We start from the raw sequence: 19,826 nt of genomic DNA on the forward strand, positions 1-19,826 counted from the left end.
AACCGCCTCATATTTCCCTGGCTCAATTAAATAAGTTTCGTGCCAAATACCGACACTACCATCGCTACCAACAGCTCGATTAAATTGTTGCCAAGCTGCTAAATGCGCTTCGGCTGGATTTCTCGCAAATCTTTCTAAATCTTCAAAAGAACGCCAATACTAAACCAATCCCGCCCCCCGCCAGTACAAGAAAGTTTCTCCTCCTAAAAATCCCTGTTCTGGATTTTGGTGGAGACTACGCAACATAGGTGACATCGCCCTCAATGTTGGTATCCATTTGGAAAAAGCCAGGAATTTGTTAATTCGCATACCAATGAGAAACACCACAAAGGATGTGTCTATCTCTGCTGTAAATCTCCCTGGAATAACTGGAGGCATAGTTTTTACCCCTAATGATGATTTAAGGTTAATTACAACTTTTCTATAAAACTATTTTGTATACAACAAGTTGTATATGTCAAGTGTGATATCCAAAGTGATCTCTCAAACTAACGAATGTAAAAAACATTACTTTGAAGATTGATTTTTGACGTACGGGTTCAAAAACAAGAGCATAAGTTAAAAAAACTTAGCAGGATATGACTCAAGTTCACTTCCGACTTGCCCAGTGTTTGGTAAAATATCTGGGTTGTTTAATCTGATTATCTCCGTCTTTGAGCCAGTCAATAGACCTCATCAACCTCGATACGTTAGCGCAAGAACTAGCGACAATCCAGCAAACAGGTTCTAAAAGAATTGCCTTGCTAGGGTCGCGTCATGTGCCGATTACGCATCAGAATCTTATAGAAATGATGACTTATGCCTTGGTTTTATCAGGCAATAGAGTCATTACATCCGGGGCTACGGGTACGAATTCAGCTGCAATTAAGGGAGCCATGCGAGCTGATCCGAATTTGCTGACAGTAATTCTGCCCCAAAGCTTAGAACGCCAGCCCTATGAATCGCGTCAGCAATTAGAGCAGGTTATGCACTTGGTAGAAAATCCAGGGAATGATAACTTGTCTTTGGCTGAAGCTAGCTACATCTGTAACAAAGAGATTGTCTCTCGTTGTCAGCAGCTGATTTGCTTTGCATTTCATGACAGTCGCACCCTACTTCAAACTTGTGGGGAAGCCGAAGAACAAAGAAAAGTGGTAACACTTTTCTACTTTGATTAGTCAACAAGCCAAAAGTTAACAGTCAAGCCAATCGTTGACGATGAGCAAGCGGCTAATGACTATGGAGTAGAAGATAATGATAATTTTTTTGTATGCGATCGCCGCAGCTGCGGTGCTAATTTACGTGCCATTTTTAGTGGTAGGGTATGCGCGTGTGCAAGTGGGGTATGACGTTTCTGCCCCACGAGCCATGTTTGATAAATTACCACCATACGCTCAACGGGCTACCTGGGCGCATCAAAATTCCTTTGAAACGTTCATGGTGTTTGTGGCTGCGGCACTAATGGCTTATGTTACTGGTGTAAATTCTGTTACAGCCACATGGGCTGCGATCGCTTATGTAGCAGCTCGGTTGCTGTACTCAATATTTTATATTCTGAATATACCGTTATTGCGATCGCTCATGTTTGGCATTGGCTCTCTTAGCTGTGCTACTCTCTTTGTTCTGAGTATCATTCAAGCTAGGGGTTAAATTCGGAGATAGCGCATGGAAGAGGAATTGGTGCAGGGTGCAGGGTGCAAGGGGGAGAAAAATTTCCCCATTTCTCCCTGCACCCTGCCTCCTGCCTTCTTTCGTCTCCCAGTCCCCAGTCCCCAGTCCCAACATTTAAAGTCCAACCTTACTTTATGGCTGCTACTTACTCCTTTGACATTGTGAGTGATTTTGATCGGCAAGAATTGGTGAATGCTGTTGATCAAGTCGTTCGAGAACTCAAAAGTCGTTATGACCTCAAAGACACCCAAACTACTGTAGATTTGGGTGAAACAACCATTACTATTGGCACTGACAGCGAATTTACCCTAGAGTCTGTTCACAACATTTTGCGAGAAAAAGCTGCCAAGCGGAATCTTTCCCAAAAAATCTTTGATTTTGGCAAAGTTGAGTCAGCTAGTGGTAATCGTGTTCGTCAAGAAATCACTCTCAAAAAAGGAATCAGTCAGGATATTGCAAAACAAATATCCAAACTGATTCGTGACGAATTTAAAAAAGTCCAAGCTTCTATTCAGGGTGATGCTGTAAGAGTATCTGCTAAAGCCAAAGATGATTTGCAAACCGTCATCCAAAGGTTAAAGCAAGAAGACTATCCTGTGGCTTTGCAGTTTACGAATTATAGATAAAAGGGTGTAAGGGTGTAAGGGTGTAAGGGTGTAAGGGTGTAAGGGTAAATAATTTATCTTCATTCTTTCCCCTATACCCCTACACCCCCATACCCCTACACCCCTAAGAAGACCTACCAGCGATCGCCTTTTGATATGCTGGTCTTTCTACCATACGCTGAATATATTGCTCAACTGCTGGGTAAGCACTCAAATCAAGTTTGAGCATTAAGGGAATGTAAGCCAAGATAGAACCCACCGCTACATCAGCAACGCTAAATTCCTCTCCCAGTAAAAAAGGTTGCTTGCTAAAGATTTCATTGAGGGGAGTTAATAAACGTGGTGTTTCCCGCTCGCGGGTTGCTTCTACAAAAATACCAGTACCTAAAGTAGCATTTGCAAAGAGTACCCATTGCGAAATGATCGCGCGTTCCTCTGGTGAAGCTGGGAACTTGCCATACTTTTCAGCCAAATACAGCAAAATCGCGCCTGATTCCCATAGTTGAAAGTCTCCATCGACAATGGCTGGGACTTTACCAATGGGGTTAATCTTCAAGAATTCTGGCTGGCGGTGTTCACCTCCCTGCATATCCAGCAGAACAAACTCATAGGGAACTGCCAATTCTTCTAAATACCATTGCACGATCGCAGCTCGACTGCGTGCGCCACCATACAGTTTCAACATAACTACCTGAGACTAAAGGACTTTGTGGGTGTGAGAATGCTGTTTCACATTATCTTCTTTTGTAATTAATCTAGTAGCATTCAGTACCCGCTTGCGCTCCAGGGAATATTGTAAATCAGTATAGGTTGTACCAATCGGTATTAAAGCTTGCGCGCTTTCTTTGCGTTTATAGGTGCGAGCCGATGCAAATACCCGTGACACAAATTCATCAGCAAATTGCGCCGATTCAGGAAACCCTGCTGGTAAAATGGGCTGTTCGCCGTTGACTACTGCACCCAGGTTAGTTGCACAAGCAAATTTATAGGAAGTGGGAATACCTTTTAAAAGTGTTTCTAAAGCAGCCGAGGGAATTGGTTCTAGGACTTCGACTTGGTGAATTTCCCCATCGGACTTGATGAAGCAGGTTGCAAGGCCAATAACAATATAATCGTCAGCCGCTAAATCAGGTGCATTTTGGTAAGTCACGTTGCTGCGCTCCAAATTCAAAATTCAACTATGCCCATACATAAATTTAGGTGGCTTCAGTCATTTTCTTGTTCTGTTATGAGAAATATTTACATTATGCTGAGATTGAAGTTGTTACTAGGATAAGACGACTCAAACCAACGTAAACTAGCGATCGCATGTGAGAACGCGCGGTGTCCAGATACCAGGCTTCTCAAAGAAGTCGGGGATCTTGTGTCTCATGAATGAATGATTTAGGACTGCTATGATATTTACCTCTAATATTATCTAGATGGTAAAGACACAGTACAACCAGCAGCACGTAACTTTTGCTTAGTAGATGTGTTGAAATACCAAATATTAGGTTTATATGGGTTGATGAGAAAATATTTTTTCTCTGTAGATGTAATAAAGTCTACGAAATTTTCATTATTTTGATGTAGCGTCAATATTTTGTTACCGATTTTAAGATTGTTGCCAGAAATAACCCCAGTTTGTACATATTGAGATTTTTCAGATATGCCAATTACACAAACTTGATTGCGTACAGGAGAAGGCCAAATAGCAATAGTAATTTCTGGAGTATTTGGCCAATCCTGATTTATCCAATATCCTAAAAAATCCACTGTATTATTACTTCTAGACCAAGCTTGCCGAAAAGAGTTTAATTCGCGAATTCTTCTGTTATCTGAACCTTCTAGATAATTCCGCAGTTGAGTTGCAATATTACGGGGAACACCTTTGTTCACTAAGCAATTAACATCCGAACAATTACCTTGTCTACGTCCACCATCAACGATATTCCATTTGCCATTTTTACGTTTAAATGTGACATCTCCACCATTTTGCCCAAAAAAATAACGCACAGTCGCATAGTTATTAACAATCAATACATCCCCAACCGCACCCCAACTTCTGACTACATTGAGGATAGCAGTAGTATCATCAGTAGCCGCTACACGCAAGGGTGTGGAAGTAAACTGTGCAGAAACAGGAGAAACACTAGCTGTCAAAAATCCTAACAACGCTGTATTTATTAGTGATAGAGAAACCTTCATTAACTTGACTCTGAATTTTAGTATTAATCATGACAAGTATTTTGCATATTTAAAAACATATATCTTCAGTATTAATGCTTAAAAAGAATTAAGTACATTGCTGACTTCAATAGTCTATTTAAAACTAAACGGTTTAGTTTTATAAAATTAGGAGCATCTAGAAACTGAAAATTATACCTACTATCCAACTTTGAGAATCTTTACAAAGATTAATATTTTGATGTTTCTGGAATTTAACTTGGGGAAGAAGTATCCATAACTTGGTTAGAGCATTAATTGTCTGTATAAAGTGTATTTTCTACTAGTTGCAATTCCTGAAATCTAATTTAGTTACTGTAAATAAGTAATCATAGACACCTGCACAAGTGACACAAAAGCACAACCACCGCGACAGTAAAAACTCTAACTTGACTTCAAGGAGCATTGAGGCGAACTCATGAACAGTAAATCATTCTTAGCTTCTGGTGAACAGCACAATAACCGTTGTCAATTTGTAACTAATAACACATTTTTAAACAAAGAACTCGGAGCTAACGGTGACAGTTACTTACGTTCTTGCGCTTTGAGGTCAGCTCAACAAGGGAATTATACTGAAGCGATCGCTCTGTTAACTGAATTAATCGAACGCCATCCACAAAACGCTGTAGACTATAACAATCGTGGTTTGGTGTACTTCCAAAGCGGTAAACTGAACAAAGCACTATCTGACTACAACAAAGCACTGCAATTAAATCCGCACTTAGCGAGTGCATATAACAACCGCGCCAATTACTACGCTGCTTGTGGTGAACTAACGGCTGCATTGGCTGATTATGATTGTGCGATTGATTTTAACCCAGGTCATGTCAGAGCTTGGATTAACCGAGGCATTACTTTAAGGGATTTGGGACACTACGACCAAGCAATTGAGAATTTTGACAATGCACTGCTATTTGGTCAATTGAAAGGTCATATTTGGGCGGAACGGGGTAGAACCTATCATATCTGGGGTGAGTGGAATTGTGCGATCGCAGATTATCGCCGCGCCTTGACTAAATTACCCACCCCAGATGTGAAAACAGATGTTCCTGGCTATCGTTTACGATTACAAGTGGAAAGTTGGCTACATGAATTATTGCCTACACATTATGATGCAGATATCGCGTAGTTAACACCAACGGCACACTCACTTAGAATATTACCTAATACCAATTTTGGATTTTGGCTTAATACCAATTTTCCAAAATTAAGCAACGGATGCAAAGCTTAAAACCAAGATGTAAGTAGCCGGACAAAATTAAATTCACTCGTTGAGAGAGGGAACAGGAAAATCAGTTGTGTAATTAATTCTGTCTCATTACTTATCTGACTTTCTTAATTGCGTAAAGCCTGCGGCATAGCTGCGCTTAGAGCATAGCGGGACGTTAGTCTGTTGCGAATTGGTATAAAAGCCTATATAGGACTAATATTTGATTGCTGAAATATACGTAGTGGCGTGGCAAGGCTAAAATAGTGTATTTAGCCTTGCCACGCCACTACACATACTACACATACTGAAATTTTTTCGTAAATCAAATCGGATTCCTATAGAAAGGTTAAATTGATTGACTGAGAAACATCTACGCAGGTTAAGAAATAATAATAAAGATAAATTTAAATCAGCTATAAAACTTTAACCATTAACTGTAAATAATTTGCACCCAGGTTGATTATTACTTAACAAATACTGCTACTAGCGATGTCTTTTCTGAGAGTGTGCTAGGGTGTAGCTTGCTGCTTTCAAGGAATACGGCGAATTTGATTAACGCCATCATCCCCATCACTAATGTTTGTTTAGGGTGAAGACTCGGAAAGGTCTATCTGCTGTCCGTATTGGTTGGTTAAAATCACAGGACGCTGATTAGGTTCAAACTTATATGTTTGCTGCTGCATTACACGTTTGGCTTGACGCGGGTCAAAATTACGGTTGAGTTCGTCCTGCAATTTACTGACACGCTTTTCTAATTGTTTGACTTCTGTACTAACTTCTCTTAGCTTGCCTTGATGTGACAAATTGTAAGGTACAAGTTTTACTAAAGCGGATATTGCTGCTGTGGAAATAGCAACATTGACAATTACTTTTGCTGTTATTTCTACGGCCATTACCTTATAAGAACGTTGACGGAGATGGCGTTTTGGCCGAGGAATTACTTGCTGTTTGTGTGTGGGTGTTGGTTGTGGAAGATGAGAAGGTTGAAAAGCGTTCATGATGCCTAAAACTAAAGATTTCCTGATGAATATGAGTAAGCCATAAAAGCTTATTCGTAATAATTGCAGCTGAGATTAGCTGACATATTACTTCATTTTTGCCAAATTGCTACACGTATTTTAATTGTCAAAAAAACACAAAACACACGTAGGTAGATGATTGGAGTTGATGATGTTAGTCCACCAGTGTCAAGAAACTGTGTTTGATTTGCCAGGATTATTATTCTTTTGGCAACTAATGTCAATTCCAAACAGCAATCTCACGGGTAAATCACAGGCTGATGTATGATCTATTTTTTGGTGTTTTTTGGCTTTGGCCTGGATTTAGGCAACACCAATTCCATACAAGGTATCAAAAGACTTCTGCTATTGTCAAATTTTTGTCACTAACGATAAATTCAATTTTTCACGTTGATCATGGAAAATCAGATTTTCTAGTTAAATATTAATGTAAATATTTACAGTATTTATAACTAAACCGTTAATTTTGAGTATTATTATATACTAAAAATTTTCAGCAATGGTCACTTACATGGCATCAAACAGGACTAAAGCTCTTACTACAAGCCAGTTAGTCTGGAAAAATAAATGAAGATTAGCTGATGTTAAAGCTGTAACGCCAGAGGATAGCAACTAATGACTAATAACAACCAAGAGTGGAGTCCTAGTTTAAGTCAGACTCCACCCCTAGTTGCTTATGCTGGCATTATTTGTACAGTTCTGTTGCTAACCGCCAAGCCAAGAAGCCTGGAAGTAGTGCCACAACTAGAGCAATGTAAACTTGGCTATCAGAGATAGGCATGATTGTAAACCTCCTGAACATCAAATTGATTTTTAAGAGTCCGTTTACTACTTTTCCTTGTTTTGCCAAAATTATGGAACATCTTGTTGCATCTTGTAACAAAATCCGTGATCAATTCGGTAGTTTGAGTTATTTTTCATTAAAAAAATTTATAAAAGTATGAGTTTTTATCTGGGGATTGACTTTGGTACGTCTGGAGCGAGGGCGGTGGTGATTGATGAGATAGCCCAAATCCAGGCGCAAATGCGATATCCTTGGGCAGCAGGAGCGATCGCTGATGTCATATCATGGCAGAAGGCTTTATGGGCATTGCTGGGGCAAATACCGGAAAATTATCGGCGAGAAATCAAAGCGATCGCCATCAACGGCACTTCCTCAACGGTATTATTGTGTGATGATGTTGGCAACCCCATATCTGCACCATTACTCTACAACGATGCACGGGGATCATTATTTCTAGAAGAGTTAAAGAAAATCGCACCACCAAACCATACAGTCTTGAGTGCAACTTCTAGCTTGGCTAAATTGCTGTGGATGATGCAGTTAGATAATTTCAGCGAGGCGAGATATTTTTTGCACCAAGCCGACTGGCTAGCATTTTTGTTGCATGGTCAGTTGGGGAACAGTGATTACCACAATGCTTTAAAGTTGGGTTATGACGTAGAGCAGTTAGAATACCCAGAATGGTTGATTAATCTGCAACTACCTATTCAAATACCCCAAGTCTTAGCACCGGGGACTCCCATCACCGAATTACGTCCTGAAATCGCCAATCAGTTTTCCTTACCGCTTGATTGTTTAGTTTGTGCTGGGACTACTGATAGCATTGCAGCCTTTTTAGCCAGTGGTGCAACCTCACCAGGGGAAACTGTGACTTCCTTGGGTTCTACCTTGGTACTGAAACTTTTAAGTCGCACTCGTGTAGAAGATGCGCGCTATGGAATTTACAGCCATCGGCTAGGTGACTTGTGGTTAACGGGTGGTGCTTCTAACACTGGCGGTGCGGTATTAAGGGAATTTTTTACCGATGTAGAGTTAGAAAATTTGAGTCGTGAAATTGATAGTTCGCAACCTAGCAAGTTAGATTATTATCCCTTATTGAAAGCAGGCGATCGCTTTCCCATTAACGATCCCAATTTACCCCCAAAGCTGACACCGCGCCCAGATAACCCCGTGGAATTTCTACACGGCTTACTAGAGAGCATCGCGCGCATAGAAAACCGTGGTTATGAATTATTGCAACAATTGGGCGCAGATAGCCTCAACCGAGTCTATACAGCCGGAGGAGGTGCGAAAAATCCCACTTGGACTGCAATTCGCCAACGCTGTTTAAAAGTTCCTGTAGTAACTTCCAGCAACACTGAAGCAGCTTACGGTACAGCGTTACTGGCGATGCGGGGAGTGGGGAGTGCTGAGTAATGAGTAATGAGTAATGAGTAATGAGTAATGAGTGCTGAGTGCTGAGTGCTGAGTTGAGGAATAAATTCTACCTTGTCTACCTTGTCTCCCTTGTCTCCCCAGTCCCCAGTCCCCATTCCCCATTCCCCATTCCCTCAATTCCCACTCGGCCGCACTTCCGGCAGCTTTTCATTTTTCTGGGGTGGTACTTGTACAGGTGGGTTATTTATGGAGGAATTTTGCTTGACTTCCACTGTGGGAACTACTACACCCGAAGAATCTGTATTTTTAGACTCTGTGGCTGGTACAGTCGGCACTATCACGGGATTGGATTGACTGGATGGTTTTTCTCCAGAGGGTGGGGGGGATGGCTGGGTAGTAGTAGTGGTAGCGGGTGGGGTGTTTTCTGAAGTGTTGGCGGGGTTAGCTTTGCGGGAGGAACGAACTTGACGTAGTTTTTCTACTAGGGATGATGAATTGGCTGTGTCAGGTGCGGTGGGAGATGGTTGAGTATTGACAGATGTTGATTCTTGTATATTTGGTTGGGGTGATGTTGTGGCGGAACTGCTGCTAGTTGGTTGAGTTTGTGGTTCTATAAGGTTGCGTCTGCGTCGTCTAGAGTTGGAAACTGGTGTCGTATCTCTAGAACCGACATTGACTGATTGTTGATTATTATTTTCTGTGGGGGAATTGACGGTGGCGTTGTTATTCTCTGGTACGATGGGACGCTCTTCAAATAATGGTTTGGAGGGTGATTTAGGCTGAGATTTAGAAAAGATATTGGTGATGCCAAAACCAGCTGTTGCTGCCATTACAGCTACAACAACACCCAAGAAAACCCTAGAAGCTGATATCTTTTGCAGCATCAGGTTGAGGTTTTTGACTGGAGATGATTTTTGGACATTGCTGAGGATATTTCCTGCTGCTGGGTTTTCCTGTTGGTATACGGATAAATCAATAGTAGGAACTGCATAGGTGGGGACAACCTGTGGTGCAAAATTGACACCGCTACCTGGTAGTAGTTGCAGCCACTCAGCTACAGTAGGGGGACGAAAGCGCGATTCTACAGCCATTCCCCGCATGACGGCTTGATTGACGGCTGCACTGAGATGGGGTTGGAGTTCGCGGGGGGTTGGCATTTGTTCGCGATCGCGCAACAATGCAGGTAATGGAACTTGCCCTGTTAAAAGAGCATACAAAGTTGCCGCTAAACCATAAACATCTGTAGCGGGTGTGCGTGTCGCTTGAGTTAAATACTGCTCAATGGGAGAATACCCTTCTGATACCAAGCCTGTGTGAGTTTGTTTCACACCACTATTAAATTCACGGGCAATGCCAAAGTCAATCAGAACTACTTCCTGAGTTCCTTGACGGAGAATAATATTATCTGGCTTCACATCTCGGTGCAGCAAACCGTTGCTGTGAACTACCTGCAACGCTGCACCAATTTGTCGGATGTAATGAATAGCTGTTTCTTCTGGTAAGGGGATTCCTGGTAAAATAAACGCTTCTCCCAAGGTTTCCCCAGGAATGTATTCCATCACCATGTAAGGTAAGTCATCTTCCACAAAAAAGTCGCTGACACGGACAATATTGGGATGGATACAGGTAGCTAATCTTCTAGCTTCGTCTAGGAATTGTTGCTCAAACTTCGCAAAATCTGGGTGTTTTCGCAGTTTTTCGTTAATTGTTTTCATCACCACTTCCTGTTCTAAGTAGTGATGAGTGGCTTTAAAGGTGATACCAAAGCCACCGCGTCCAATTTCTTGGATGAGGGTATATTTTCCCCCCTGCAAAATTTTGCCTGCTAACATAGAGAGTTTTGCGTCCTGAGTCCTAATTCCTGAATAAGAATACGGTACTGGTTTCTAATTGTTGGGGGACTACCAACGTATATAAATCTGCCTGTATTGATTGTATGGAGTGAGCCTAGCTAACACCGACGATACAATTACGGACAATTTATTTTTGGTATTTCCCACCATAGTCAATCAATTTTAGATTTTGGATTTTAGATTGACTGCACCCATAAAGGTATGCAGATTGGGGATTTTAGATTGACGATAGCGTAACGTTATCGACGTAGGAGCGTCTTTCAGATTTTTTTCACCCACTAGGGGTGGAGTTTGTACCAAAAGCAATCCAAAATCCAAAATTTAAAATCCAAAATTCAGAGGGTCAAACCCTCTGGTGGCTGACTGTAGGTTTTTCTTTCTGATCATACAGTAGGAGCAAAACAATGCCTATTTAAAAGAAGATATGCCAGATTATATAAAGATTGAGTAAATCAAGTATCAGGGCAGAAATTACTTTAATGCGTCGGTTTGGACTTATACGACGACGGGAAACTAATAAGCGAATCAGTAACCACAGTGAATAAAGTTGGATGGGTAGAAAGATGAGGATTAATCCAATAATAGCTGTGCGAAAGGCTCTATCGGCAGTTTCATCTGCCCAGGATATTTTTTCAAAATCATCATCATCTACGTCATCTGGAATTGTCTCATCTTCGGCAATGGCTGTCTCAAAATCAGAAGAGACTAAAACTGTTTTAGCTGGTTCTATATCAGCTGGGGATACTTGTAATTGAATCCAGCCAACAGCTACTGTCAGATGCCATGCCATGTTCACGGTAGACTCATTTGCTAAATAGCAGTGAATGCCTTGTGATTCTAATAGTTGCTTTGCTAAGTTAGCGTCAACATAATTACTAAATGTAGCTATGGTGACAAGACTGTTAACCATGAATTTTGCATATTTATCTCAATTTATGTAGTATCGTGCCAAGGATGTGTTTGCGAGATACTACGTCTGTGGATTATACAGTCAATAGCTAACAGTTAACTAAAAACAATAGAATTCTTATTTAATTTAAAAAAAGATGACATACATATGAGGATTTTTACTTAAAGCTATGGAAAAACTCATGGTATAAAAAAGACCAACTTGACTAAGAACAAAGTGTTGGTAAATCAGGAGTAAAACACCAAGCTAAATTGTTTCTGACCATAGCATTTAGGGACTTCCAATTAAAAAAATATACTATCACTTTGAAGGCAAGGGGGCAGGGGGCCTGACAGATGTAGGTTTTTTACGTTGTGTACCAAAAACCTTGGTTTTGGGGTGTAGGGGTGTAAGGGTTTAGGGGTGTAGGGGTGAGTGAAACAATGATTCTGTCGTTAGTCTGAGAGTCATCACTCACTGCTGGGTAAAAAACCTACACTTGTGAGGGGCAGGGGGCAGGGAGCAGGGGGAAAGATTGTTGTTTTGAAACAGAGAAATTGGATAATTTATTTTCTGGAAGTCCCTTAACATGACTAACATTTTATAAAACCAATTAGTCAGAGCCAACTTCTTAGATTTACCGCGCTCAACAAGGGGAGTGTAAAAAGCCTGAATAATGAGATTGTGACGAATAGCAACCACTATTCCACCCGATTAATTTTGACAGCTTGCGGGTGTTCAGAACCCCGACTTTTTTAAAAAGCCGGGGTTCTATCACCTGTCACAATTTGTGTGGCGGACTACTGATGAAGAAAGTTGTTGAAGTTAATAAAAGCTTTTTCAAGATTTTGATTTACCGTCACCTATCACTTGTATTTCGTGGGAGTTAGAAAACTGCGAGTCATTAACCCAAATTGCTTGTTGGGGGACGGGAATATGAACCCCGGCTTGGTCAAAGGCGATTTTGAGCCGACGGCGATATTCTCGTGCGACATCCCATTGTTTGAGGGGTTGGGTTTTAATCCATACTCTAATCATTAAACCGCGATCGCCGAAATTATCGATACCCAAAACTTGCGGTGTTTCCAGAATTTGACGTTTCCACAGGATGTCTTGATTCATCTCTAAAGCTACATTTTTAATGAGTTGCAAGGCTTGGTCAATATCTGTTTGATAACCTACAGGGATCACTAAATCGGCTCTTGACCAACGGCTAGAAAGATTCGCCACTACTTTAATTTCACTGTTGGGAATTGTAATCAAGCGTCCTTCTGCATCTCTGACTTGCGTCATCCGCAAATTGAGATTTTCCACTAAACCACCAACATCACCAACAGCAATCACATCTCCTAAAGCATATTGGTCTTCGATGATGATTAAAAAACCATTAATTGCATCTTTAATCAGGTTTTGAGAAGCCAAAGATACCGCCACACCCACTAAACTCGCACCAGCTAGCAAGGGTATGACATCGATACCAAACAAAATGAGTGCGGTTAAAATGCCAAATCCTACCCAAATAATGGTGACAATACTTTTAGTGACCCCAGAAAATGTGGAAACTCGTAATTGTAGACGTTCAGTTGTTTCTGAGTTGAGTAAGGCACCACTACTTACCAAAACAGTAGTCAAACGATCAATCAGAGCATAACTCAAACGGGTAACTACATAAGTTCCCAATAACACCATACCGATTTTCAAAGGAATTTGAGCAGCTGTGACAATCCCTACTTGCAGTATGCGTGTATAGGGAAATAAACCCAACATTACAAAACCGCCGCCACTCCAAATTCCAGCTTGAGCAATTTGAAACAACCGTTTTTTAACTTCTTGTAAATGTTGGTGCTGCTGCTGATTGAGTTGAGTAGTAATGTTTTGCGTATCTGGTGAAGTGCGTGGAACTGAAATCACGCGATATTTTTTAGTTCGTTGCTGCCAACTATACACACCCCAACTAGCTACAAGCATCGCTAGTCCAAGACCCGCAGCAATTTTACCTTGGTTGATGAGAAATTGGGGTTGTCGTTCTTGTTTAGCTTGTTCTAAACCTGCTTTTAAATCTTGTGCAATTTGATTTGCCAATGTTGACGGATCTACCTGTTGTAGTGCAGCATCGGCGGTAGTAACCGTCATTAGATATTGACCATTTACTTCAATTACTGGTAGCCCATTGATAGTTCGGGTATCTACCTTAACTTGTTGATCCTGAGACTGAAAGAAAGTACGACTAATTCCCGCTAAATTCTGCTGAATATTCTGTGAACGAGCCGAAAAGTCACTTTTGGATGCTGATATTTGAAACAATCGGCGACCGTCTAAATATACCCAGTCGGCAACAGTTCTGTCACTATTCTCATTACTCACACTACCAGAAACTGACAGTTGAGGTAAAAGAGGAATCTGGGCTGTAGCTTTTGGTACACATGCAACAGAAACAACCATTGCACCTGCGATCGCCAAAAATTGAACGCGCACTCAAACACCTCCTAATTCTGATGAATTCCCTAGTATCCTCTACGATTAAATTCGGTAATTGTACCTATCAAAAGTTGAGTTTTCGGTTTTCAGTGTAGTTGGGAATGTTGAAATGTCTATGAGTTGACGGTTTCAAGATAGATAACAATTAACCTCATCTAGCGCGAGTCATATGTTAGAGAAAACTTTGTAATACTCTTACCAAAAATAAAGATAAAAGAAAAAAGCTAAAGATGCAGTTGACAGGGAGCTTATCAACCGTCAGTCTAGTTCAGGGAAGCTAAAACTAGGTATTTGGTAATTACAGCCAAATTTCCTGAGTCGTGGCATACTCAAGAAGGGCGCGTGTAAAAATACGTAGCTCTCGTTACTTTTTTTGAGGAAACTAGTTTAATGACCGCAACATCTCCCCGATTAAAGCACGAGGTTAAAGACCTCGGCCTCGCTCCCTTGGGAAGACAGCGTATTGAATGGGCTGGACGCGAAATGCCTGTATTACGGCAAATCCGCGATCGCTTTGCCAAAGAAAAACCCTTTGCTGGTTTACGTTTGGTAGCTTGCGCCCACGTTACCACTGAAACAGCACATTTGGCGATCGCGCTCAAGGCTGGTGGTGCAGACGCGCTGTTAATTGCGAGTAACCCTTTATCTACTCAAGATGACGTAGCAGCTTGCTTAGTCACAGATTACGAAATTCCTGTATTTGCGATTAAAGGCGAAGATGCGGAAACCTATAACCGTCACGTCCAAATCGCTTTAGATCACCGTCCCAATATCATTATTGATGATGGTAGTGACGTAGTAGCCACTCTAGTACAAGAACGCCAACATCAAATCGCTGATTTGATTGGTACTACTGAAGAAACAACCACCGGGATTGTGCGCCTCAAAGCCATGTTTAATGATGGCGTTCTCACTTTCCCCGCAGTCAACGTTAACGACGCTGACACCAAGCATTTCTTTGATAACCGCTACGGTACTGGTCAATCTACCCTAGACGGTATCATCCGCGCTACAAATATTCTTTTAGCTGGTAAGACTGTAGTTGTCGTTGGCTACGGTTGGTGTGGTAAAGGTACAGCACTCCGCGCCCGTGGTTTGGGTGCTAACGTGATTGTTACCGAAATTGATCCCATCAAAGCCATCGAAGCAGTCATGGATGGTTTCCGCGTATTACCAATGGCGGAAGCTGCATCCCAAGGCGATTTGTTCATTACTGTGACTGGTAACAAGCACGTCATTCGTGGTGAACATTTCGAGGTCATGAAAGACGGTGCGATCGTTTGTAACTCTGGTCACTTTGATATTGAACTTGACCTGAAATACTTAGCTAGCAAAGCCACCGAAGTCAAACAAGTCCGCCCCTTCACAGAACAATATCAACTCCCCAGTGGTAAATCAGTGATTGTTTTGGGTGAAGGTCGCTTAATCAACCTCGCTGCGGCTGAAGGACATCCTAGCGCAGTTATGGATATGAGTTTTGCGAATCAGGCGTTAGCTTGCGAATACCTAGTGAAAAACAAAGGTACATTACAACCTGGCTTACATTCAGTTCCCACTGAAGTAGACCAAGAAATTGCTCGTTTGAAGTTGCAAGCTTTGGGTATTTACATTGATAGCTTGACCCCTGAGCAAATTGAGTACATCAACTCTTGGCAATCTGGAACTTAATTTATTGATTAGTTGATTTTTTAGGGATAGGCTTTCGGGCTTATCCCTTTTTTGTTGCTCATACAAAGACGCAGAAATTATTATTTCATCAGTTAGGTATAATTAAGTTGCAAAATATTAATCGAACTTTTTAACTAGAACAGCTTGAAAAAACGACCTACGTTAAATCATGTAATACCAGTATGAAGTTCGTAGTAAGGACTTTAGTCCTGTTTGATTCGCGGAGCGTCTGTCTACGACACGCTACGCGAACGTAGAGAGAACCAAATCTATCACTACAAACATTCAATTGTTTATCCTGTTCTACTTATGTCAGCAAAAGATGCTTTTCATAATTCAGTGCGTTCAGCTTTAGAAAAAGATAATTGGTTAATTACTCATGACCCTCTATCATTTACAGTAGATGGGCTGGAATTTCGTATTGATTTAGGCGCAGAAAGGCTTTTAGGGGCAGAAAAAGAAGGACACAAAATAGCAGTTGAAATAAAGTCTTTTTTGGGTCACTCTGAAATTAGTGAATTTCATACAGCTTTGCTTTAGGACAAACACTAAATTACCGTTCTGTTTTAAGAAAAAAAGAACCAGATAGAATTTTATATTTAACAATAGGTAATGAAATCTATAAAGAGTTTTTTCTCATACCTTTTATTCAAGAAATAATTGCTGAACACAAATTAAAGTTATTGATATTTGAAACGATTAAACAAGAGATTGTTTTATGGAAAGAATAAATTATCCTGAATTAGTCAAAACTGTATTAGGAAGACATACCGATAATCATTGTTCAGAGGGAACAGAAAAGGAATTAATATTTGATTGTGAAAGAAATCGCTATTTAGTAGTTCATGTAGGATGGGAAAATAATGAAAGAACTTATGCTACAGTTATCCATATAGATATTAAAGATGGAAAAATTTGGATTCAAAGAGATTTGACCGAAGAAGATGTAGCTAGTGAGTTAGTAGAATTAGGAGTACCAAAAACCGATATAGTTTTAGGCTTCAAATCGCCTTATGTGAGACAGTTTACTGATTTTGCAGTAGGTTAATGCTTCACTCAACTGGTTATTTTCCAGTATCCATCGATTCCCCAAACAAAGATTCTAAATCTCGATAACCACTAACTACGCGTACAATTTCAATACCACTATCGATAACTCGATAAAGAATAACATAACCGTCCAAGGGAAGACCCCGCAAATCAACTCTGATATTGCTGTAGCTACGCCCCATGTTGGGAAAGTTAGCTAAATATTTGCATTTTTTCTCAAATTCATCAATAAATCTTTCTCCTGCATCTATATTCCTATATGCAAAATAATCAATAATGTCTGATAAATCTCGACTCGCTTCAGGAGAAATAATATGTCTTTTCATCCTTGCACATCTCTTGCTTGACGTAATTTATCACGCAACTGTTCAATTACAATATCCCCTTCAATACCTTCTCCTCTATCCAATTGCTCAATAGCAATATTAACCTTATCTCTTGTTTCATCTACCCAGTCTTGATAACCTTTTTCCCACTCTAAAAGTAATTTTAAAGCCTTGCTAATTACATCTTCTGCATTAGCATATCTACCTGTGGCAATTTGGTCTTGGATAATCTTTTCTAATTCCGGCTGAATTTGGATATTCATAACTATTATGCGATTAAGCCTTTGTATATTCTATGATAATTCTCTTGCTTAGAATCGTTGCGTCTTAGTTTTAAATAAGCAATGTTCATATATATAAAGTTATTTCCTATGCTTTCTAGGGTGTGGAGATTTATTTACAAAATAGCAGTTGTGACTTAAACTTCGTCAAGAAACCTACTACGAAGTATTTCAAGAAGCAATTGTATGTCTATCCCTGAAATTACACAGACGCTACTCGCAGCTAAGAAAGAAAAAGGAATCAGCTTTGCAGATTTAGAAAAAATTCTAGGTCGTGATGAAGTCTGGATTGCGGCTGTATTTTACCGTCAAGCTAGTGTGTCTGAGGAAGAGGCTAAGTTAATTTTAGATGCACTCGGCTTAGGTTATGTCTACCTGCCAGAGTTAACTGCATACCCAGTCAAGGGATTGGGGCCTGTTGTTCCGACTGATCCTTTGATTTATCGCTTTTATGAGATTATGCAGGTCTATGGCTTTCCACTCAAGGACGTAATTCAGGAAAAGTTTGGTGATGGGATTATGAGTGCTATAGACTTTACTATGGATGTGGAGAAAGAAGCAGATCCGAAAGGCGATCGCGTTAAAATTACTATGTCTGGTAAATTCTTACCCTACAAAAAGTGGTAATCTATAAAGACTCTCAACACATCATTTAAATTCACAACAAACAACAACCAGAACAATTATCGACTTTTCGCCCTATTACAAACAACAACACGGACAAGCCTATTTAGGGGATAGTCTGGAAATGATTACCACTATCCCAGACAGCAGCATTAACTTAATTCTCACTTCACCACCATTTGCTTTAACACGCCAGAAAGAATACGGTAATACCAGTGCAGATAAATATATTGAATGGTTTTTACCTTTCGCGCATCAATTTAAACGTGTTTTAGCTGAAAATGGTTCTTTTGTTCTGGATTTAGGCGGTGCGTATCTTCCTGGTAATCCTGTACGCAGTATTTACCAATATGAACTTTTAGTTAGATTATGTCAGGAAGTCGGTTTTTTTCTCGCCCAGGAATTCTATCATTACAACCCAGCACGATTACCCACACCAGCCGAATGGGTGACAATTAGAAGGATACGTGTCAAAGATGCGGTAAACGTTGTTTGGTGGTTATCTAAAACACCCCACCCCAAAGCCGATAACAGAAAAGTATTGAAACCCTATAGCCACAGTATGAAGCGGTTACTCAAAAACGGCTATAAAGCGAAAATTCGTCCTAGTGGACATGAGATTTCTGAAAAGTTCCAGAAAGATAACCAAGGCGCGATTCCGCCAAATTTATTAGAAATTGCTAACACTGAATCTAATAGTGTTTATTTACGACGTTGTAAAGCAGCCGGAGTCAAACCCCACCCAGCCAGATTTCCCCAAGGGTTTGCGGAATTCTTCATCAAGTTTTTAACTGATGAGGGTGATTTAGTGTTAGATCCGTTTGCGGGTTCTAATACTACTGGGTTTGTTGCTGAAACTTTACAGCGTCGATGGATTTCATGCGAGATAAATCAGGATTATGTTGTAGGAAGTCGTTATCGATTTGGTGATTAGTTAATAGTCGGTTAGTTAATGGCAATTATTTTAAATAACAGCAAGAATTTATAATTCAGCAGTTAACCGATTCTAGATTTTAGATTTGTAGGGGCGGGTGATGAGAGACATTCACGTTAGAAAAATAGATATTTTCTCAAACACGTCCTTACTGGGGATTCAATTCCATCATCTGAAATTTAAAATCTAAAATTCGCAGGAGCCAAAGGAGACACAAGTTAGTAGACAAGAATTTAGGAAACTCTTGCTTGATTCAAGGTGTGAAAATCGTATACCAAATCATGCTCGATTTAACTGCTGTTTTCTCGATGATAAATTTTTGCTGCTATATGGGCTGTGTAATAGGGACTATTAACTTTAGTCAGCAGATATTAGATTTCACCATTTACTTGCATTTGATGGACTTTATCTGCTAATTCTTGACGACTTTGATCATCAAGCTTATCTATCGCTAACATTCCCATGAGGATGACCTCTTTGAGAGTTAAACGGGTGGAATGTGCTTGTTTCTGCACTATTTCTTTAATAATTGGACTGACACCAATTGCTGTACTAGCTCTAGCCACAAAATTACAGGGAAAAACGATTACTTCGCCTAAATCTTAGCACTTATTACCAGCTTATTCATCAATTGAATTGAATTTAAATATGTCAGAACAGATAAATAAATGTTTCAATGCAGGAATTCACGTATATTGTAATAGTTTATACTGTAAATTTAATAACAAAAATAAGAAATATTATCTAGGAGTATTGATATCCACAAATATGCTACTTCATCAACTGGATATGAGGTTTTCAGGGTATCTCGTCTATATACTAGAAAATATACGCTTTAAAGAATTTGTAAATTGTCAGAGATAATATCGTTAA

General features: G+C 40.2%; 20 protein-coding genes and 2 pseudogenes. 10 read left to right on the forward strand and 12 right to left on the reverse strand.

Annotated features, from left to right (window positions below):
* Positions 1–33: 33 nt before the first annotated feature.
* Positions 34–378 (reverse strand): annotated as a pseudogene (locus CLI64_RS32030) (DUF4188 domain-containing protein); the annotation flags it as partial.
* A gap of 275 nt (positions 379–653) precedes the next feature.
* On the opposite strand from CLI64_RS32030, the gene CLI64_RS23115 reads away from it, so the two are divergent.
* From CLI64_RS23115 to CLI64_RS23125, 3 genes are all read left to right on the forward strand, one after another.
* A complete protein-coding gene (locus CLI64_RS23115; RefSeq protein WP_103139421.1) occupies positions 654–1,157 on the forward strand; it encodes a DNA recombination-mediator protein A in 504 nt (167 codons plus the stop codon).
* A gap of 76 nt (positions 1,158–1,233) precedes the next feature.
* A complete protein-coding gene (locus CLI64_RS23120; RefSeq protein WP_103139422.1) occupies positions 1,234–1,629 on the forward strand; it encodes an MAPEG family protein in 396 nt (131 codons plus the stop codon).
* A gap of 155 nt (positions 1,630–1,784) precedes the next feature.
* Positions 1,785–2,276 (forward strand): YajQ family cyclic di-GMP-binding protein, encoded by a 492-nt coding sequence (locus CLI64_RS23125; RefSeq protein ID WP_103139423.1) that lies wholly within the window; start codon positions 1,785–1,787, stop codon positions 2,274–2,276.
* Positions 2,277–2,379: 103 nt separating this feature from the next.
* On the opposite strand, the gene CLI64_RS23130 is transcribed toward CLI64_RS23125, so the two are convergent.
* The 3 genes from CLI64_RS23130 to CLI64_RS23140 all read right to left on the reverse strand — a co-directional run bounded on the left by CLI64_RS23130 (position 2,380) and on the right by CLI64_RS23140 (position 4,442).
* Entirely contained in the window at positions 2,380–2,940 is a 561-nt protein-coding gene (locus tag CLI64_RS23130; RefSeq protein WP_103139424.1) for a glutathione S-transferase family protein, read from the reverse strand.
* Between the two features lie 12 nt (positions 2,941–2,952).
* Entirely contained in the window at positions 2,953–3,405 is a 453-nt protein-coding gene (locus CLI64_RS23135; RefSeq protein WP_225977414.1) for a hypothetical protein, read from the reverse strand.
* A gap of 263 nt (positions 3,406–3,668) precedes the next feature.
* On the reverse strand, positions 3,669–4,442 hold the full coding sequence (locus CLI64_RS23140) for a hypothetical protein (RefSeq protein ID WP_103139425.1): 774 nt from the start codon (positions 4,440–4,442) through the stop codon (positions 3,669–3,671).
* Positions 4,443–4,878: 436 nt separating this feature from the next.
* Between CLI64_RS23140 and CLI64_RS23145 the strand changes: the two genes are divergently transcribed.
* Positions 4,879–5,589, forward strand: a complete 711-nt coding sequence (locus tag CLI64_RS23145) for a tetratricopeptide repeat protein (protein ID WP_103139426.1) — start codon at positions 4,879–4,881, stop codon at positions 5,587–5,589.
* 665 nt (positions 5,590–6,254) lie between these two features.
* Here the strand turns inward: CLI64_RS23145 and CLI64_RS23150 are convergent.
* Positions 6,255–6,668 (reverse strand): hypothetical protein, encoded by a 414-nt coding sequence (locus tag CLI64_RS23150; protein ID WP_103139427.1) that lies wholly within the window; start codon positions 6,666–6,668, stop codon positions 6,255–6,257.
* Positions 6,669–7,374: 706 nt separating this feature from the next.
* Positions 7,375–7,470: a photosystem I reaction center subunit XII gene (gene psaM, locus CLI64_RS23155; protein ID WP_103139428.1), complete on the reverse strand. Its 96-nt coding sequence runs from the start codon at positions 7,468–7,470 to the stop codon at positions 7,375–7,377.
* Positions 7,471–7,629: 159 nt separating this feature from the next.
* Between psaM and CLI64_RS23160 the strand changes: the two genes are divergently transcribed.
* Positions 7,630–8,889, forward strand: a complete 1,260-nt coding sequence (locus CLI64_RS23160; protein ID WP_103139429.1) for an FGGY-family carbohydrate kinase — start codon at positions 7,630–7,632, stop codon at positions 8,887–8,889.
* 134 nt (positions 8,890–9,023) lie between these two features.
* Here the strand turns inward: CLI64_RS23160 and CLI64_RS23165 are convergent, their stop codons facing one another.
* The 3 genes from CLI64_RS23165 to CLI64_RS23175 form a co-directional block, all read right to left on the reverse strand.
* The gene (locus CLI64_RS23165) at positions 9,024–10,682 is read right to left on the reverse strand and encodes a serine/threonine-protein kinase (RefSeq protein ID WP_103139430.1); all 1,659 of its coding nucleotides are present in this window, start codon (positions 10,680–10,682) and stop codon (positions 9,024–9,026) included.
* Positions 10,683–11,115: 433 nt separating this feature from the next.
* Positions 11,116–11,613 carry a putative signal transducing protein gene (locus CLI64_RS23170; RefSeq protein WP_103139431.1) on the reverse strand — a complete coding sequence of 166 codons (498 nt, stop codon included), beginning with the start codon at positions 11,611–11,613 and terminating at the stop codon, positions 11,116–11,118.
* Positions 11,614–12,432: 819 nt separating this feature from the next.
* Entirely contained in the window at positions 12,433–14,067 is a 1,635-nt protein-coding gene (locus CLI64_RS23175) for a mechanosensitive ion channel family protein (protein WP_374703948.1), read from the reverse strand.
* 393 nt (positions 14,068–14,460) lie between these two features.
* Between CLI64_RS23175 and ahcY the strand changes: the two genes are divergently transcribed.
* The 3 genes and pseudogenes from ahcY (at position 14,461) to CLI64_RS23190 (ending at position 16,786) form a co-directional block, all read left to right on the forward strand.
* Complete coding sequence (gene ahcY / locus CLI64_RS23180) at positions 14,461–15,738, forward strand: adenosylhomocysteinase (RefSeq protein WP_103139432.1); 1,278 nt, start codon at positions 14,461–14,463, stop codon at positions 15,736–15,738.
* A 309-nt stretch (positions 15,739–16,047) separates the two neighbouring features.
* Positions 16,048–16,469 (forward strand): annotated as a pseudogene (locus CLI64_RS23185) (XisH family protein).
* Positions 16,457–16,786, forward strand: a complete 330-nt coding sequence (locus tag CLI64_RS23190) for a XisI protein (protein ID WP_103139433.1) — start codon at positions 16,457–16,459, stop codon at positions 16,784–16,786. The pseudogene CLI64_RS23185 and the gene CLI64_RS23190 overlap by 13 nt, the downstream one beginning before the upstream one ends.
* Before the next feature lie 16 nt (positions 16,787–16,802).
* Here CLI64_RS23190 and CLI64_RS23195 read toward each other — a convergent pair whose 3' ends face one another.
* Together CLI64_RS23195 and CLI64_RS23200 are read right to left on the reverse strand one after the other, a co-directional pair.
* On the reverse strand, positions 16,803–17,114 hold the full coding sequence (locus tag CLI64_RS23195) for a type II toxin-antitoxin system RelE/ParE family toxin (RefSeq protein WP_103139434.1): 312 nt from the start codon (positions 17,112–17,114) through the stop codon (positions 16,803–16,805).
* On the reverse strand, positions 17,111–17,377 hold the full coding sequence (locus CLI64_RS23200) for a type II toxin-antitoxin system ParD family antitoxin (RefSeq protein WP_103139435.1): 267 nt from the start codon (positions 17,375–17,377) through the stop codon (positions 17,111–17,113). The genes CLI64_RS23195 and CLI64_RS23200 overlap by 4 nt, the downstream gene beginning before the upstream one ends.
* A gap of 204 nt (positions 17,378–17,581) precedes the next feature.
* Here CLI64_RS23200 and cynS point away from each other — a divergent pair, with 204 nt between their 5' ends.
* Both cynS and CLI64_RS23210 read left to right on the forward strand, forming a co-directional pair.
* Complete coding sequence (gene cynS / locus CLI64_RS23205) at positions 17,582–18,022, forward strand: cyanase (protein WP_103139436.1); 441 nt, start codon at positions 17,582–17,584, stop codon at positions 18,020–18,022.
* A gap of 121 nt (positions 18,023–18,143) precedes the next feature.
* Positions 18,144–18,953: a site-specific DNA-methyltransferase gene (locus tag CLI64_RS23210; RefSeq protein WP_225977415.1), complete on the forward strand. Its 810-nt coding sequence runs from the start codon at positions 18,144–18,146 to the stop codon at positions 18,951–18,953.
* A 371-nt stretch (positions 18,954–19,324) separates the two neighbouring features.
* Here the strand turns inward: CLI64_RS23210 and CLI64_RS23215 are convergent, their stop codons facing one another.
* On the reverse strand, positions 19,325–19,519 hold the full coding sequence (locus tag CLI64_RS23215) for a hypothetical protein (protein WP_103139438.1): 195 nt from the start codon (positions 19,517–19,519) through the stop codon (positions 19,325–19,327).
* Positions 19,520–19,826: the final 307 nt, after the last annotated feature.

The sequence above is a fragment of the Nostoc sp. CENA543 genome, from assembly GCF_002896875.1.
Classification (GTDB): Bacteria; Cyanobacteriota; Cyanobacteriia; order Cyanobacteriales; family Nostocaceae; genus Trichormus.

Bases quoted from the DNA above. Each gene is read 5' to 3' on its own strand.
- CLI64_RS23150 (WP_103139427.1), bottom strand. From the start codon at position 6,668: ATGAACGCTTTTCAACCTTCTCATCTTCCACAACCAACACCCACACAC.
- CLI64_RS23195 (WP_103139434.1), bottom strand. From the start codon at position 17,114: ATGAAAAGACATATTATTTCTCCTGAAGCGAGTCGAGATTTATCAGAC.
- CLI64_RS23140 (WP_103139425.1), bottom strand. From the start codon at position 4,442: ATGAAGGTTTCTCTATCACTAATAAATACAGCGTTGTTAGGATTTTTG.
- CLI64_RS23200 (WP_103139435.1), bottom strand. From the start codon at position 17,377: ATGAATATCCAAATTCAGCCGGAATTAGAAAAGATTATCCAAGACCAA.
- CLI64_RS23160 (WP_103139429.1), top strand. From the start codon at position 7,630: ATGAGTTTTTATCTGGGGATTGACTTTGGTACGTCTGGAGCGAGGGCG.
- CLI64_RS23130 (WP_103139424.1), bottom strand. From the start codon at position 2,940: ATGTTGAAACTGTATGGTGGCGCACGCAGTCGAGCTGCGATCGTGCAA.
- CLI64_RS23145 (WP_103139426.1), top strand. From the start codon at position 4,879: ATGAACAGTAAATCATTCTTAGCTTCTGGTGAACAGCACAATAACCGT.
- CLI64_RS23170 (WP_103139431.1), bottom strand. From the start codon at position 11,613: ATGGTTAACAGTCTTGTCACCATAGCTACATTTAGTAATTATGTTGAC.
- CLI64_RS23210 (WP_225977415.1), top strand. From the start codon at position 18,144: ATGATTACCACTATCCCAGACAGCAGCATTAACTTAATTCTCACTTCA.
- cynS (WP_103139436.1), top strand. From the start codon at position 17,582: ATGTCTATCCCTGAAATTACACAGACGCTACTCGCAGCTAAGAAAGAA.
- CLI64_RS23165 (WP_103139430.1), bottom strand. From the start codon at position 10,682: ATGTTAGCAGGCAAAATTTTGCAGGGGGGAAAATATACCCTCATCCAA.
- psaM (WP_103139428.1), bottom strand. From the start codon at position 7,470: ATGCCTATCTCTGATAGCCAAGTTTACATTGCTCTAGTTGTGGCACTA.
- CLI64_RS23125 (WP_103139423.1), top strand. From the start codon at position 1,785: ATGGCTGCTACTTACTCCTTTGACATTGTGAGTGATTTTGATCGGCAA.
- CLI64_RS23190 (WP_103139433.1), top strand. From the start codon at position 16,457: ATGGAAAGAATAAATTATCCTGAATTAGTCAAAACTGTATTAGGAAGA.
- ahcY (WP_103139432.1), top strand. From the start codon at position 14,461: ATGACCGCAACATCTCCCCGATTAAAGCACGAGGTTAAAGACCTCGGC.
- CLI64_RS23120 (WP_103139422.1), top strand. From the start codon at position 1,234: ATGATAATTTTTTTGTATGCGATCGCCGCAGCTGCGGTGCTAATTTAC.